Here is a 14,998-nt window from a genome sequence, read left to right on the forward strand (position 1 = left end):
GCGCTCGTCGCCGAGCTGCCGAAGGAGGAGAAGGCCGCGCCGATGCCGGCGATGGACTTCTGACGAGATAGGGCGGCGGGCGACCGCCGCCCTATCCCCTTCATGCTCGCAACCAAGGAGAATGCGGAGGGAACTGTCATGCCCTTTTACGGCAGTCAAAGCGTTCGCGGCTGCTCAGCCCAACTGAAGCTGCGACACGGAAACGAGGCCAAGCAGCTCGTGGCTCGGCAACTCGAATGGGCGCGTGAACGCGGCAACGGTCAGGAAATCGCTTATTGGAGCGCGGTCCTTGAAGACCTCGCGAGCCTGCCGTCTTAGCGTTCCATAGGCACGACGGATGATAAAGTTGTCACCGCCGCGCCACCGCGCAGAATCCGTCTTGGCCGTTAGCGGACCGACCGCTTTGGCGCGCCCTGAAGCAAAAGCGGACCATCGTCACTGCTGCGCCAGAAGTCGCAACTGCGGCTGCGTACCTAGCTCGCGCATGCGCATTGCATTACTGATCAACGCGGCCAAATCCGATCTCGTTACCGTCGGGGTCATAGTACATCACCTTGCGGACATTCTCGGCGGGAAACTCTTCCTTGTCGAAGGCGATGCCGCGAGTGTTGATCTCATCGATCAGTCGTTCGAAGTCGTCACAGATAATCGTGAGCACCGATCTTCCGGCCCGCTCGGGCTCGACGATGATGTATATCCATCGGTGATCAGCGATCGCCCAGACAGCCTCCCCATCATTGGGAAAGAAGCTCGGCGGGCATCCTAGAAGCCTCTGGTACCATTGCAGCGAAGCCTCAAGGTTGCTCACGGGAACCCCGCAAAACAGCTCCTTGCCTCTTCCGCCCAGGGCGATGTTGTCATTCCCCATCGAATTTTCCTTTTTTTGAAAATGGCTTGGCGTGGACTCATTCAAACTTTCGCGACCGGCTTCGACCATCATCAGGTGGCGGACTTGGCCGACCTGAGAGCGAACAGAAAAGACAATGCGAACATCAGGTGGATAACGAGGAACGGCTTCGCGAGTTCGCGCGCTTCGCCGCTCGTCACTCCCCACACATCATTGAGAGCAACCGCGCCGAAGCCGATGAGATTGGCCAGGAGAATCGGGCGTAGCGCTGCCCCGTCAAGGCGGCGCGTAAGCCAGTTCAGAGCCGCAATGCCGAGGAAGGGCCCTCCCAAAAGGCGGAGCAGAGCGATGAGTTCGGGTGACGCGTCCGATGGAACCGCGCCAACCCCGAACTGGCGAGGTACGAACATCAGCGCGCAGCCAACCAGAGCAAGATAAATTGCCGAGAGCGGGAACAGAATGTTTCGCATGATCTTCCTTCCGGATTACTGGCCGCGTGATCGACTGCGACGAGTCAATTTTCCTAAGTCATCTATCGGGCGCATACCGCGCGGAAGCCAATTCGCGCGGTTGCATCACAAAGCGCGCGGCCGCCACTCAACCGACTTTCGCAAGAGAGCGCAGCAACTGCTTCGCATAGACCCGGCCAGCACCGACTTCGGTGCCGTCCCGAAGCCTTATGCGTACACCCTGCTCGATCGAGCGTCGGACGCTTGTGATCGAACTGCGGCGCAAGAGCATCCGCCGATGCACGCGGACAAACTCTTCGTCGGAGAGATTGAGATCGGCTTGCGTGGCTTTGATCGACCCGCGGACCAGATAGGAAGCGGAATCCGTATGCAGCCGGACGTAATCGTCCTCCGCGGTGACCATCTCGATGTCTCGTCGATGGACGCAAGTCAGGGCGCCGACACCCGACCGCAACCAGAGTTCGTCCTTTCGCGGCGGAGCCTCGTGGCCGTGATACCCTGTACGCAGGTCGTCGATCACGGCGCGCATCTGCAAGATCTGCTCGCGTGCGTCCGCGGCGGCGAGACTTTGCCGCGACCGGTCGATCGCGATCTGCAATCGCTCGATCTCGACCGGCTTCAGGAGATAATCGATGGCGTGCGTATCGAAAGCCCGTACCGCAAAATGATCGAACGCGGTCGTGAAAATTATGCCGGGATGCCGGTCCGCCGGTAGCCGATCGAGGACATCGAACCCCGTACCGTCGCGCATCTTGATATCCAGCAGCACCACGTCCGGGTTCTCCCCGGCGATACTTTCGATCGCTTCACGGCAACTGCCCGCCGATCCGGCGTGATCGACATCCGGGATATTAGCGAGGATCAACTCAAGACGGCGCCGCGCCAGCGGCTCGTCATCGACGATGAGAACCGATATCGTCATTCGACAAAGCTCAGCGGCATCTGGAGTGACGCCCGAAAACCCGACGCGCCAAGCCGCTCGGTCGTCAGCTTCGCGCCCATTTCAAATCGACCGGACAGTCGCTCCCGGACATTTCGGAGGCCGGTCCTGGTTCCCGAAATGCATCTGTCGTCCACATGCGCGGGGCAATTGTTGGTAACTGCAACGCGCAGGACCTCCCCATCCTGCTGCGCCGCTATGGTGATCGACGCAGCGCCGGAACCCGGAACCCCGCTGCCACCATGTTTGATCGCATTTTCGACCAGCGGCTGCAAAAGAAACGCGGGTATCGCGGCGGGTTCTAGTGCCTTCGGCAGGTCGACGCGAAATTCAAGGTCGGGATGGCGGACCTGCTCGATCTCGAGATAGGTGGCCTGCAAGGCTATTTCTTCGGCCAGCGAGATATCGACGTCGGGGTTGGTGGCGAGATTGACGCGAAAGAAGGCCGCCAAGCGCTCGACCATCGCGTTCGCATCCTCGGCCCGGCCATCGAGGATGAGCGCCGATACCGAATTGAAGCTGTTGAACAGGAAATGCGGATTGATCTGATAATGCAGCGCCTGAAGCTTGGCCGATTGCGCCATGCTTCTGAGGTGAGCCGACCGCCGTTCCTCCTCCCGTGCTTCATAGCCGTACTGGACCGCCAGATAGAGACCGACCCAAGCCAGAAAGAACCATGTCCACGAAACCAGCGTGCGGATCACGCCGCTACCTTCGATCGTGACATGGATCGGCGCTCCCTTGGCGTAGGCCAGCGCGAAATAGCTGCACCAGGCGAATAGCTCGGCGGCAACAAGCGAAACGAAGAGGACGATCGGCGCCTTCTTCCGCCAGGGGCGCCCGGCGAGTTTCTGGAGTACAATGTGGATGGCGTAGCAGAAGGCAAGCCCGATCAGGGTCAGCGCGATCCGGATCACCGCAACCCTCAGGAGATGCGGATGCCCGTCGAGCAGATCGGCGACCCACAATGCCAAGGCATGAAGGCCCCAGAAGGCGGCGGCCAACCAGAGAATTGTCCGCCGTTTCCGGGGTCCCGAATTGCCCGCCGGAGCGAATTCATAGACATCGGTTGGAGAGATGACCGTAACCTGGCTCATGGTCCGACTATCGCAGGATGGGGCATGGCTGTCGACGCACGTTCGGCCGCAGATCCCGAACGTTCAACCGACATCGAGTAGGCTAGCGGCGATGTGCGGACAAAGGCTCTGCCTTCATCCGCACACCGGGCCGGCACCAGGGGGGACTGATCCCGGGCGCCGGGAACGCGACCTAGAAGCGCATACTCGCGGTGAGGCTATAGCGCCGTCCGAGAACGTCGTATGTGGTCGGATAGGTGTTCCCCGAGTTCAGCGCCGTCGTTCCGACATAATTGCTCACCAGCGGCGGATCCTTGTCGAGCAGATTCTGGACCGACAGCGTCAACGTGAAGACATCGGCGATCTTTGCTCGGTAGGTCAGGTCGAAATAGCTGTAGCTTGGAATATGCAGATAGCCGGGCTCGATCCCGTCGGCGTCCAATATACGCTCATAGTCCACACCATCGAGCCAGCGCCACAGCAGCGAAATATCGCCGAAATCGTCTATCTGTGCGGTCGCGCGCATGTTGAAGCTCAGCTTTGGCGTGATCTCGCCGGCGAAGAAGCCGCAGTTCGCGCTATACTGGCCGGCGCATTCGCGGTTGAGGCCGGTGGGCGATGCCTGAAATTTCGACTGCTCGGTCCAGTTGCCCGTCATATCGAAACCCAGCCGCCCGAAGCCCGTCGACATGCCATAGGCTATGCGAAGGTCAACCCCTGAGGTCACGATCGTTCCCTGATTGGTGAGCACCGCGATCAGCCCCGGCGTGTCCCCACCGCCATTGAGCGACCCGTTCAGCGGATTGCGGCGAATGAGCGCGCAGGCGGCCGCATCGCCCTCATCGAAGCAGGGACCGAAGATGTCGTCGGGCGTCGGCAGGGTGATCGCATCGCTGACCTTGATATGATAATAGTCGGCGGTGATCGCGAGGCCGGGGATCTGCGGCGGGGTCGCGACAAGCCCGATGGTGTAGGAATTCGCGACTTCGACATCGAGATCGGGGTTGCCGCCGCTCGTCAGGTTGATCTGGCCGGCCGAGGGTTCGGAGATGCTGCCAATCCGCCCCGCGGGCGCGCCTTGCGCGATACAGATTGCGGTCAGCGCCGCGTTCCCGACCGGGTTGCTTCCCTGGCAGGGATCCTCGGGCAAGTTCGACAGGCCTGTCGTTACCGGCGTGTAGAGCTCCGAAATGTTCGGCGAGCGGACCGAGTGCTGGTAGATGCCGCGGATCTTGTAGCCGCGAAACGGCTCCCATGTCCCGCCCGCCTTCCACGTCGTGCTCGTGCCCGTGTTCGAATAGTCCGACAGGCGAATGCCCGCTTCCGCGGTCAGGCTATAGATGCCCGGTATGTCTTCGACGACCGGCACAATCAGCTCGCCGAAGATTTCCTTGACGCTGTAGCGGCCCGAGAAGGAGGGCGACGGCGCGCCGGTCCCGAGCACCTCGTCCTGCGTTCCGAAGGCGACGTCGGCAACCTGCGACGCGCCATAGCGTCGGTACTCGGCGCCCAGCGCGAAGCCGATCGGTGTTTCGCCGGCGAGAAAATTGGCGACCTCGCCGGACAGGCTTCCATTAACGACCGACAGGCTCGTACCGATCGTCGCACCGGCTGGCTGATTGAAGAAAGCGATCGATTCGGGCGAGATATCGGTGCCGTCGCCGAATAGATTGATCGGGACGCAGCCGTTCGACGTGTCGGCGCATTCGGTCTCGCTGACCGCACGTAGCGCCTGCTGGACGCGCGACTTCAGACCCCAGCCGAGATTGCTGTTCTTGCGATCGGATTCGCCGTGGAGACCGTAGATGTCGAATTTCAGCGTATCGGTGACCGACCCGCGCGCGCCGGCCCAGACCTGGAACTGGTTGGTCGTGAGGTTGCGGATACGCGGCCCCATCTCGATGAAGCGGCGATTGATCGTCGTCGGAACCTCGCGGTAATTCGGGTCGGTCGGCCCCGATGCGGCGCCGGCGGCGGCGCAGTCGGCGGCCGAAATAGCATTGGATGCGCAGACCTCCGAACGGACGGCGTCGGGCATGAAGGGGTTGTTCAGCGGCAGGAGCCAGGTGTCACCGAACATCCCCGAGGGCGCGAGGCTGAGCTGAACCTTCGAGCGCGTGAACATGCCCTTGGCATAGACTTCGATGCCGTCGGTCACTTCATATTGCGCCGCGCCGAACAGATTATAGCGTTCGAGTGGGGTCTGGAAATAATTGTCGGGCGCGAAATTATAGGCATCGCGCGAGCCCACATAGGCGCGCAATGCGCCATCGGCCGGATTGTATATTCGATTATTGATGCGCGTCGGAGTTGTCGTTCCCGAACCGATCTTGTTGCCGTCGAGAAAATAGGTCTCACGGGAAACGGCACGGTCGCCCTGCGACACCGGTTCGACCTGCTGATAGCCGACGCTCAGCACCGCATTGCCCCGGCCGCCGTCGAAATTGGCTCCGACCGTCAAATCGAAGCGGTAGCGTGCTCCATCGCCGCGTTCGGTGATGCCGACGGTGCTGGCAAGTTCGGCGCCCGAGAAGTCGCGCTTGGTGATGAAGTTCGCCACCCCCGCGATCGCGTCGGCGCCATAGACCGACGAAGCGCCGCCGGTCACGATCTCGGCGCGCTCGATCAGCGCCACGGGGATGATGTTGAGATCGGTCTCGCTGAGCAGCGACGACGGCACGAGCCGCGTCCCGTCGAGCAGCACGAGATTGCGGTTGGTGCCGACGCCGCGCAGGTTCAGCGAGGCGAAGCCCGCACCGCCATTATTGACCGCGCTGTTCGCTCCCGGGGATACGCCGGGCAAGTCGCCGATTAGTTCTTCGGCATTCGTGGCCTGACGAAGCCCGATCTCATTCTCGCCGACGACCTGGACCGGACTCGACTGCTCGAGATTGGGATTCTGGATGCGCGACCCGGTAACCACGATCGTCTGCGACGCGTCCTCAACCGCCGTATCCTGGCCCGCCATATCCTGCGCATCGGCAGGCGTCACACAGGCCAGGCTACCCAACAATGTGGTGGAAAGCAGGTAAGGACGCGATCGAATAATGCCCAACATATTGATACTCCCTGTTGATTTGGCCGTTTTATGATGCGACCCGCACCCAGCGATGCGCCGCGAGCGCGATCGGCAGGCCGAAGAGGAACATGTGCGATGCAAGGTCCGCGACGCTGAAGGGCATCCCACCAGCCGGAACGGCGAAGCTGGAGAGCGGCAGGACGATGCGGTTCATCGCGAAATAGACGGCGATGCCGAAGAGCGGCCCGGCAAGCCAAGGCGACTGTCTGCCGATCAGCGCGATCCGTGAAGCCATCAGCACGAATAGCGCCGCGAACAGAAATGACAGCAGGAAATGGCTCACCAGCCCCAGCGGAACGGGCGCAACTCCGGTCCGGGCGGCAGGCCCCAGCAGGCCTGATGCGATGCTCCTCAGAATATCGACCGGCGCAACGCCTTTCAGCGCCCAAGAGGTAAAGGCGAAGCCGAGGTCGAGCACGCCGCCCGCCAGTCCGCCGATCAATATGGCTTTGACCGGCGTCGCCTGGCTGTGGGCGATGACATTTGTGGCCTCGATCATGTTCGTCCCCTTTTCTCGAAAGGGGCGCTACCGCCGGCCGGTCATCGGGTGGAGCGAATGGCGGTCGATCGTCGTTGCGATGCAGCCGAACGCAAGTCGTGCGGGTGAACGTCACTTTCAACACGCCGAACGTGCATCGTCTTTGCTTGCCACCGTGCTAGCTGGCGTCATCCCAAGCAGACGACCTTCACTTTCACGGCGGGATACGGTGCTACTATTTGTTCGCGCCTTCTGGCCGGACGATACGGATCCGAACACAAATGAGGCAAAAGCCCGTCGCCCACCGGTTACGGACGTGCCAATCCAGGGTAATATGCCCGGAACGTAGGGAAATTCGGGAGGCCGTGATGGGCGAAGCCATCAAGGGATCATGCCTGTGTGGCACCATAGCCTTCGTCATCGACGGCAAGTTCGGACCGGCTGGCCAATGCCATTGTTCGAAGTGCCGGAAGGTGTCCGGAACCGACGGCAATGCGGTTTTCTACACCGCCAGAGCAAGCTTTCGCTGGGCGAAGGGCGAAGACAATATCGCGACATATCATGTTCCGGGCGAGAGCGGCTGGCATTCCAGCTTTTGCAGAACGTGCGGCAGCCCGACACCCCACAGGGACCGGGACGGGAAGATATATTTCATTCCGGCCGGTCTGCTCGACGACGATCCGGGATTTCGCGGTTATGCGGCCCATATTTTTGTCGGATCAAAGGCCCCATGGGTTTGCATAACCGACGATGCGCCCCAATTTGTAGAGGGGTTCGGCTCGGACAAAGTCAAAGACTGATGCCCTTGGAGAAGATGAGCCGCCTCCCATTCCTTTTCGGCCGCCTCCGCCGAATGCGGAACATGCTCCCGATCAGAATGGCTTCCCGGCCTCGTCGTTGCGATAGCGTTTTACCACTGCTTTCTCTTTCGGAATTTCACGAGTTGGCCAAAGTTTCTCAATATAGAAATGAGGGAACGGAAAATGCCTAAATTCATGACCATCGGGTACGGTGATCAGGCCGGCTATGACAAGACCGATGCCGGTGTGCGGGATGCCGCCCATGCCAATGACGACCTGCTAAAGAGCCGCAGTGCCACCATGGGAATCGCCGGCGCCCCCGTGCAAGTTCGCAATCCCGAGGACCGCGGAACGGAGACGCAGCAAGGCCCCTTCATGTCATCTCCCCTGCCTGTTGCAGGCTTCGCGCTGATTGAAGCTGCAAATCTTGCCGAAGCAATCGCGCTGGTTTCCAAATCGCCCTGCGCCGTCGCTCATGGCGTAATTGAAGTCTCGCCGTTCGAGGAGGGCTGACCCGTATCCGATCCATCGCGGGTCATGGCCGATTTCGGCCTGTCAGCTTTTGGCGAGGAATTGAGAGAAGCAGACGTTCGTTGCGCGCCTGTTGGCTAGGACGGCTAACGACCGTTTGCAGTCGGACTGCTTCAGAGCAGTCAAAGGGGAAAGTACACATTCGATCGACTTGCGTCGGCTCGCAATGGTTATCAGCTGTTCGCCCCAGCCGGCATCGTGCCAGGGACGAGTCTTTGGCGGTCACCAAGCCGCGCAGCGAAAAGAAACGCACGATCTGGTCGCTGCGGTCAACGAACGCATGGGACTGGGTGCTGTCCAGTAGATACCCATCATGTTAGATCAGGATTGAATCAGTCCCTACCTCAAGCGTAAGTTCCCCTTTCACAACAAACAGCATCACGCCCCATCTCTACGGGCCGCGGCCTGATAGTGTTCACCGGGTTGGAGCCACCATTCCCAGGCATCGGCCTCGCGCGATCGCGCGATCGAGTCAGCCGAAGTCGAGCCGGCCGTCCTCGGGCTCAATCCGCGCGGAAGGGAGCTCGCCTATGCGCACGACGGTGAAATTCGCGCGCTGCATCAGCGCCAGATCAGCCTCCCAGCGGTCCTCGGGCCAATGTTCCGGATACTAGGAGCTTCCCCATCGCCAAAGGCGCGGCCGTGAAAGGCGGCGGTTCCCCGAGGCGGGCGCCGCACCAAAAAGCGTCAGCGCTGCCAGCAGGCCGAGGGACCGGGCGATCATTGCACCGCGTCGGATGCCGGGCGTTCGCCCTTTTCGACCCAGTTGCGCAGCGCAGCCCATGCCGCCTGCGTCTGGACCTTGTCGAAACCGCAATGAGTATAGCCTTCGAGCCCGCCTACGGGCAGCGGCATGCGCGTCGCGGGCACGGCATAGTTTGCAAGCCAGCGCGACCGGCCGGCTTTTTCGACCTTTCGCTCAAACGCCGTTTCCTGAGCATAGGGGACAAGCGAGTCGATCCGGTTGTGCATCGTCACCAGTGGCACGTGGATATTGCCCGTCGCTTCGTGCCAGGATCGCAGATAGGCCAGTGCTTTGGGCGATGCCTCGACGCGCTGGATATTCTTGTTCAGCGCTTCCTCCTCCACTTTGGTCATTCCGGGCGCCGAATAGATTTTGCCCTTGTTTCCATAGACCCAGCCGCCCGCGGTCGTGTCCATATCGTCGGCGCCGAGCGCCGCGGTGATCAACGGAAGCGCCAGCGCCGCGGCATCATAATCGAAGCCGCCGATCGCCGTGACCTGACGCGCGATCCGGGCCTCAGGCCCATCGGGATTCCTCTGCGCTGCGCCCCAGAGGGTGAGCGGCGCCGTGCCCATCGCCACCATCTGGCCGAAAACATGCATTTGCGCCGCCCCTTCGGCGGTCCCCGCCGGCGGTTCGGGCGCGACCGCTGTCCGGCGGACATCCTGCTCGCCGGGCAGCGCATAGGGGGCGTATTTGGTGAGCGCATTGTAAGCGAGGCGCATGTCGGTGATCTGGCCAAGCAGCGTCTGCCAGCTATCGACCACGCCGCAGCGCGCGAGCCCGCCGGCAAAAGCCTTCGGATAGGTTTCGAGCAGAGTGACGACGATTCCGCCGCCCATGGAATCGCCCATGACATAGATGCGGTGCCCGCCGATCTTGACGGTGAAATCGCGCAACCTGGCGGTGTTCTTCACGCCGGTTTCGACGCCCAGGCCGGCCTTGTCATAGGCGCTGTGGCCCACTGCGAAACCCTGACCATAGGCGTCTTTGAACAGCCCGCCGCCGGGCCCCTTGTCGACCGGGTTCTCCGACACCGTGACGGGTGTGCCGGGGGTCGAATAGCCATGGGCATAAAGAAGGCCGTCGCCTACCCATCCGGCTGGAATGGCGAGCGCGAACTGCGCGCCGCCCAGTTTGCCGCCAATGATCAATCCGCCGTCGGGGCCGGGTGTGATCACGACATCGGTGGCGCCTGCCGCTTTCGCGCGGTCCGCGAGCGACGCTTGGGTGAAGGACGCGGTCGGGGTTTGGCGAGCTTCAGCGTCCGATATGGCCGTGAACAGCAGTGCGATCGATGCGGTACAGGTGAAAAGCTGATGGCGGATCATGGCTGGCCTCTTTCGAGTGGTTGTAAAAATGGACGGAGCGGGCTCACCTTTTTTTGGCCCCGAGATGCCGATCGAAGAAGCCAGCGATCAACGAATAGGCCTCGATCGATTCGGGCATGTTGGGCCAGACGAAAAAGGCGTGCGGCAGTCCGTCGAACAGGTGAAGCTCGCTTTCGACGCCAAGCCGCGCGAGGCGGCGGTGCGCGAGCGTCAGCCCGCTGACCGCGAAATCGCGTCCGCCGGCAAGTAGCAGCGTTGGCGGCATCGCGCGGGTCTCGTTGTCCGACAGCAGCGGATAGGCCGCGGGGTCGCTGGCGGGAATGCCGGCGAGATAGGCAGTTGGCAGCGTGGCGGGCAGGCTGGACACTGGAAGTGCAGCGCCGCCGGTCGTCGGCCCGGAAATAAAGGCGCTGTCGCCAGAGAAGGAGGAACCCGTGCCGCAGAATGTGCCGATTGCGCCGGGGCGGGGAAGTCCCTGCTTGCGGATCCAGGCGGTGGCTTGCGCGGTGATCACGCCACCCGCAGAGCAGCCGTAGATGCCAATGTTCGCCGCCGGATAGTCTTTCAGTAGCGCGCGGTAGACCGCCGACACATCTTCCGACGCGGCGGGATAGACATGTTCGGGCGTCAGCCGGTAATCAACCGTCACGACCTTGATCCCCATCGTCACGGCGATCGGGATCGCTTCGACCAGCGCGCCACTGCCAGCCCCCCACATGAAGCCGCCGCCATGGATGTTGATGAGGACGCGCGTGCGGTTGGCATCGGCAATGCCGCTGACGGGCTGCACCACGTCGACGGTTACGCCGCCCATTGTCTCGCGCTTTTCCGTCGCCCGAAAATGCCGGCGCATTTCGGCGAGCCGATCGTCATTATAAACCTGATAGAAAGCGCGCTGCTTCGCGATATCGCCCGCAATGTCGGCGGGGGCGATCGCGGCTTTCATCCGGACAAGAACCTCCTTCGCCTCGGCGCTTAACTGGTTCGACGGCGGCAGCGTGAAGGCCGGAACCAGCACCTCCTGCGCGCTTGCCGGTACGGCCAAGAGCAGCGCGGCGGCGGCGATGATCGGACGTTTCATTCTCTCTCCAATCTCTTCCGGAGAAAATCAGCCATGGCTTCAAAGGCGGCGTCGGTCTCCGGCGCGTCGACATAGCTCCAGAAGGCATGGGGCAGACCGTCGAACAAAAGCAGCTTCGCCGGCACGTCGGCGGCATCGAGCGCGCGGCAAAATTCGGCCGTCGCACTCAGCAGGAAGTCGCGGCTACTGCTGATGCAAAGCGTCGGAGGCCAACCCGCCAGGTCGCTGCGGATAGGCGACAGCATCGGATCGGCCGGATCCCGGTCGCCGGCATAGAGCTTGCCAAGCGCCGCGGCGGCGGCAGGATCGGCAAACAAGGTGACGCTATCGCCGAAGCGCGAGAGATCGGCGCTGCCCGAGAAGAAGCCCAGCGCTGCGGGAAGCGGCAGCTTTTCGGCGCGGAGCCGGGCGACGAGTTCCGCCGACAGAATAGCGCCAGCCGATGTGCCGTAAAGGCCGATCGATGCCGCATCCCTCTCGCGCAACAGCGCGCGGTAAACCGCGAGCGCGTCGTCGGTGGCGGCGGGGAAGTGATGGTCTGGAAGCAGACGGTAACGAACCGCTACGACGCGATAGCCGGTGATCGCGGCGACTGCGGCATTTTCGGTGATCGACCCGGCATCGACGACAAAACCGCCGCCGTGCAGGTTGAGCAGTAATGCGCCTTCTTCGCGCATTGTCTTCGGGGTGAATATGCGCACCGGGACCCCGGCGATGTGGCGGTCCTCCATTGCGACGCCGTATCGCGCGAGGCGAGGCTGGCCGACTTCCTGTTGCACTGCTTCGGACCAGGCGCGGCGCGCTTTGAAATCGGGCGGCACCGGCGTTCGCGCGTCATTGGCCGCGAGCCCAGCCTTCGCTTCGGCCGACAGCGTGTCGGGCCAGGGTGCGGACACCGGCTGCGCGGAGACCGCGCTGGTCAAGAGCAACGCAAGCGGGAGGAACCGGGCGATCATGCGCGCGCCCGGACCAGGTCGGCGTAGACGCGCGCGCTCGGTTTCACCGTTCGCTTGAAGGTCGTCGGATCGACCGACACCAGCCCGTATCGGGGGCCATAGCCCGACATCCATTCGAAATTGTCGAGAAGCGACCAATGGAGATAGCCTAGAATGGGTACGCCATCGGCCATCGCGGCCTCGACCGAGGCGATCGCCTCGGGAATGAAGCTCGCACGTTCGCGGTCGTCGGACGCATCGATGCCATTCTCGGTGATCAGGATCGGCTTGCCCGTTGCTTTATGGAGATAGCGCACGGCATTGCCGACGGCGGCGGGAAACCATTCTTTGCCATTCGCCCGCTTCGGCATATCGTCCGGCAACGCGACCGAGCGCTCGCGACCGACATAGTCGCGGCCATAGGTCTGGATTCCGGCGAAATCGTCGTCGCCCATCACCGCAAAGAAGGGGCCATAGACATCGGCCCGTTTGCGCTCGATCGCGCTGTCGGGTCCGACCGCAACCTCGTCGGGAATAGCGAGGCTGAGCCCGACAGGGAGGTCGCCGCGAACCGCGCGGATCGCTTCGCGGCCCTTGACGTGCGCGGCGGTAACGCCGGGAATCATCGGCATCGGATCGCCGGCATTGAGAAGCGAAAAGCGATCCGACCCGCTCGCCTTTGCCGCCGCGGCGACACAGGCCGTCATCTTGTCCATGAACGCTTGCGGTGGGGCGTTTGCGGACCACCGGCCTCCCAATGCGAGATTGGGTTCGTTGAAGGTAAGCGCGTGGCTCATCCCCGCCGCCATCGCGCGCGCCACGCGGTCGCAATAGCGGCCGAACAGGTCGGGCGCGTCCTTGCTTTCCCAACCACCGGCGGCCGCAAACCAGCGCGGGGTCGTGAAATGGTTGAAGGTCACGATCGGCGCCAGACCGACTTCGCGGCAATGCTCGACAATGCGCGCATAATGATCGAGATAGGCTTGGCTGAACTGCCCTGGCGCCGGTTCGATCCGCGACCATTCGACCGAGAAGCGATAGGCATTGAGCCCCAGCGCCTTTGCGATCGCGATATCGTCGCGCCAGCGATGCAGGCTGTCGCACGCGTCGCCAGAGGGTTCTGCGAAAACCGTCGGCGTCACCTGTTCGAGCAGCCAGATATCGGCGTTGATATTATTGCCCTCGATCTGATGCCCCGCCGTGGCGGCGCCCCAGAGGAAAGGCGAATTTGTCACGCGTGCGCGCGCCGGTACGCTCGCGGCAGCGGTAGCCGCCACCGCAAGGCTGAGCATGCCGCGACGATTGATCGACCCGAGCGCGCTCATTTCACCGCGTCCGGTCCGGGCTTTTTCCCGGTTCGGACCCAGCTCCGCATGGCTTCGAAGGCCGCGATATTCTGCTCGGCGGAAAAACCGCAATGGGTGTAGCCGTCCATCCCGCCGGGCAATGCGAAACGTGTCGGAGGAACCTCATACTGGACGAGATTGGCTGCGTTTCCGGCGTTTTTGACGATACGCCCCAAGCCGTCGGATTGCGAAAAGGGAACGAGCGCGTCGAGGGTTTGATGCACCGTCACCAGCGGCACGCGAAATTTCCCCGTCGCTTCGTGCCACTGGTGGGCATAGGCGACAGCTTTCGGGTCAGCGGCGAAACGCTGGATGCGACGATTGAAATCGGAAGCTTCCTCTGTGGTCATTTCGGGCGAGGCATAGGATTTGCCGAAATTCCCCACCGGCTGTCCGCCCATCGTCGCGACAATATCGTCCATCCCGAGCGCGGCTGAATAGAGCGGCGCGCCGAACGCTGCGGGATCGGGCGCGAAGCCGCCGATTGCGGCGACCTGCCGGACGATCCTGGCTTCCTTACCGCCCGGGTTCGCCTTTGCGGCGGTGAACAGCGCGAAGACCGGCATGAGGACCTTCATCTTCTGCTGTTCGCGAAAGGCGTCGCCCGGCGTCGCGTCGCCGGCGGTCGGCACGGTCGGCAGCGCAGATCGCGTGACGTCGCGCACGCCAGGAAGCGCGTAAGGCGTGCCGTCGGTCAGCACATTATAGGCAGCGCGCATGTCCGAAAGCTGCTCGATCAGCGGCAGCCAGCCCTCGGTCACCCCACACATTGATACCGCGCCCGCGAAGGCACCGGGGTAAAGCTCGATCAGCGACATGACGATGCTGCCGCCCATCGAACCGCCCACGACATATTGGCGCGTCGCGCCCAGCTCGTCGACCAGATCGTGCAGGCGCAGCGTGTTCTTGGCGCCGCTTTCGGTCGCGATCCCCGACTTGTCGAAGGCGGCGATGCCGACGGCCAGCCCCTCGCGATAGATATACTCCAGCGTACCGCCGCCGGGATCCTTCGCGATCGGATCGGTGGGGACACCGGGAGTCGATCCGGGGGTGGCATAGCCTTGCCCGAACAGCACGGCCTCGCCATTCCATCGCGCCGGGATCACCAGCACGAAGGGACGACCGGCTAGCCGGCCGTTGACGATCATTCCGCCGCCGGGGCCGGCAGCGGTTTCCAGGTCGGTCGCACCCGCACTGCGCGCTTTCGACAGCAAGATCGCTTGCGCCGCATCGGGCACGAAGGATGCGGCCATCATTGCCTTTTGCTCGGATCTGGCCTGCGCCGGAGGGAGGCATCCTGCGCAGGCCAGGCCGAAACCAACGACGAAAAAGAGGCGTT

13 protein-coding genes and 1 pseudogene are annotated in these 14,998 nt (G+C 62.6%); 2 read left to right on the plus strand and 12 right to left on the minus strand.

Features of this window, described 5'->3' with window-relative positions:
* Window positions 1-496 precede the first annotated feature (496 nt).
* The 6 genes from V6M50_RS13595 to V6M50_RS13620 all read right to left on the minus strand — a co-directional run bounded on the left by V6M50_RS13595 (window position 497) and on the right by V6M50_RS13620 (window position 6,911).
* Complete coding sequence (locus V6M50_RS13595) at window positions 497-940, minus strand: VOC family protein (RefSeq protein WP_332819107.1); 444 nt, start codon at window positions 938-940, stop codon at window positions 497-499.
* Window positions 940-1,317: a hypothetical protein gene (locus tag V6M50_RS13600; protein ID WP_332819108.1), complete on the minus strand. Its 378-nt coding sequence runs from the start codon at window positions 1,315-1,317 to the stop codon at window positions 940-942. Before V6M50_RS13600 ends, V6M50_RS13595 begins: the two co-directional genes overlap by 1 nt.
* 127 nt (window positions 1,318-1,444) lie before the next feature.
* Window positions 1,445-2,239 (minus strand): LytR/AlgR family response regulator transcription factor, encoded by a 795-nt coding sequence (locus tag V6M50_RS13605; RefSeq protein ID WP_332819109.1) that lies wholly within the window; start codon window positions 2,237-2,239, stop codon window positions 1,445-1,447.
* Entirely contained in the window at window positions 2,236-3,354 is a 1,119-nt protein-coding gene (locus tag V6M50_RS13610) for a sensor histidine kinase (RefSeq protein ID WP_332819110.1), read from the minus strand. The genes V6M50_RS13605 and V6M50_RS13610 overlap by 4 nt, the downstream gene beginning before the upstream one ends.
* A gap of 172 nt (window positions 3,355-3,526) precedes the next feature.
* A complete protein-coding gene (locus V6M50_RS13615; protein ID WP_332819111.1) occupies window positions 3,527-6,346 on the minus strand; it encodes a TonB-dependent receptor domain-containing protein in 2,820 nt (939 codons plus the stop codon).
* A 73-nt stretch (window positions 6,347-6,419) separates the two neighbouring features.
* Window positions 6,420-6,911 carry a hypothetical protein gene (locus tag V6M50_RS13620; protein ID WP_332819112.1) on the minus strand — a complete coding sequence of 164 codons (492 nt, stop codon included), beginning with the start codon at window positions 6,909-6,911 and terminating at the stop codon, window positions 6,420-6,422.
* A gap of 347 nt (window positions 6,912-7,258) precedes the next feature.
* On the opposite strand from V6M50_RS13620, the gene V6M50_RS13625 reads away from it, so the two are divergent.
* A complete protein-coding gene (locus tag V6M50_RS13625) occupies window positions 7,259-7,690 on the plus strand; it encodes a GFA family protein (RefSeq protein ID WP_332819113.1) in 432 nt (143 codons plus the stop codon).
* A gap of 183 nt (window positions 7,691-7,873) precedes the next feature.
* Window positions 7,874-8,203, plus strand: a complete 330-nt coding sequence (locus V6M50_RS13630; RefSeq protein WP_332819114.1) for a YciI family protein — start codon at window positions 7,874-7,876, stop codon at window positions 8,201-8,203.
* Between the two features lie 490 nt (window positions 8,204-8,693).
* On the opposite strand, the pseudogene V6M50_RS20340 reads toward V6M50_RS13630, so the two are convergent.
* The 6 genes and pseudogenes from V6M50_RS20340 to V6M50_RS13655 all read right to left on the minus strand — a co-directional run.
* A pseudogene (locus tag V6M50_RS20340) lies at window positions 8,694-8,819 on the minus strand (beta-galactosidase); the annotation flags it as partial.
* Between the two features lie 122 nt (window positions 8,820-8,941).
* Window positions 8,942-10,297 carry an alpha/beta hydrolase family protein gene (locus tag V6M50_RS13635; RefSeq protein WP_332819115.1) on the minus strand — a complete coding sequence of 452 codons (1,356 nt, stop codon included), beginning with the start codon at window positions 10,295-10,297 and terminating at the stop codon, window positions 8,942-8,944.
* A 43-nt stretch (window positions 10,298-10,340) separates the two neighbouring features.
* Window positions 10,341-11,378 carry an alpha/beta hydrolase gene (locus V6M50_RS13640; RefSeq protein ID WP_332819116.1) on the minus strand — a complete coding sequence of 346 codons (1,038 nt, stop codon included), beginning with the start codon at window positions 11,376-11,378 and terminating at the stop codon, window positions 10,341-10,343.
* Window positions 11,375-12,334, minus strand: coding sequence for an alpha/beta hydrolase (locus V6M50_RS13645; protein ID WP_332819117.1), 960 nt, complete (start codon window positions 12,332-12,334; stop codon window positions 11,375-11,377). Before V6M50_RS13645 ends, V6M50_RS13640 begins: the two co-directional genes overlap by 4 nt.
* Window positions 12,331-13,638, minus strand: coding sequence for a glycoside hydrolase family 1 protein (locus V6M50_RS13650; protein WP_332819118.1), 1,308 nt, complete (start codon window positions 13,636-13,638; stop codon window positions 12,331-12,333). Before V6M50_RS13650 ends, V6M50_RS13645 begins: the two co-directional genes overlap by 4 nt.
* Window positions 13,635-14,915 carry an alpha/beta hydrolase family protein gene (locus tag V6M50_RS13655; RefSeq protein ID WP_332819119.1) on the minus strand — a complete coding sequence of 427 codons (1,281 nt, stop codon included), beginning with the start codon at window positions 14,913-14,915 and terminating at the stop codon, window positions 13,635-13,637. Before V6M50_RS13655 ends, V6M50_RS13650 begins: the two co-directional genes overlap by 4 nt.
* Between the last annotated feature and the right edge of the window lie 83 nt (window positions 14,916-14,998).

It is taken from the genome of Sphingopyxis sp. (assembly GCF_036675685.1).
In the GTDB taxonomy this organism is placed as follows: domain Bacteria; phylum Pseudomonadota; class Alphaproteobacteria; order Sphingomonadales; family Sphingomonadaceae; genus Sphingopyxis.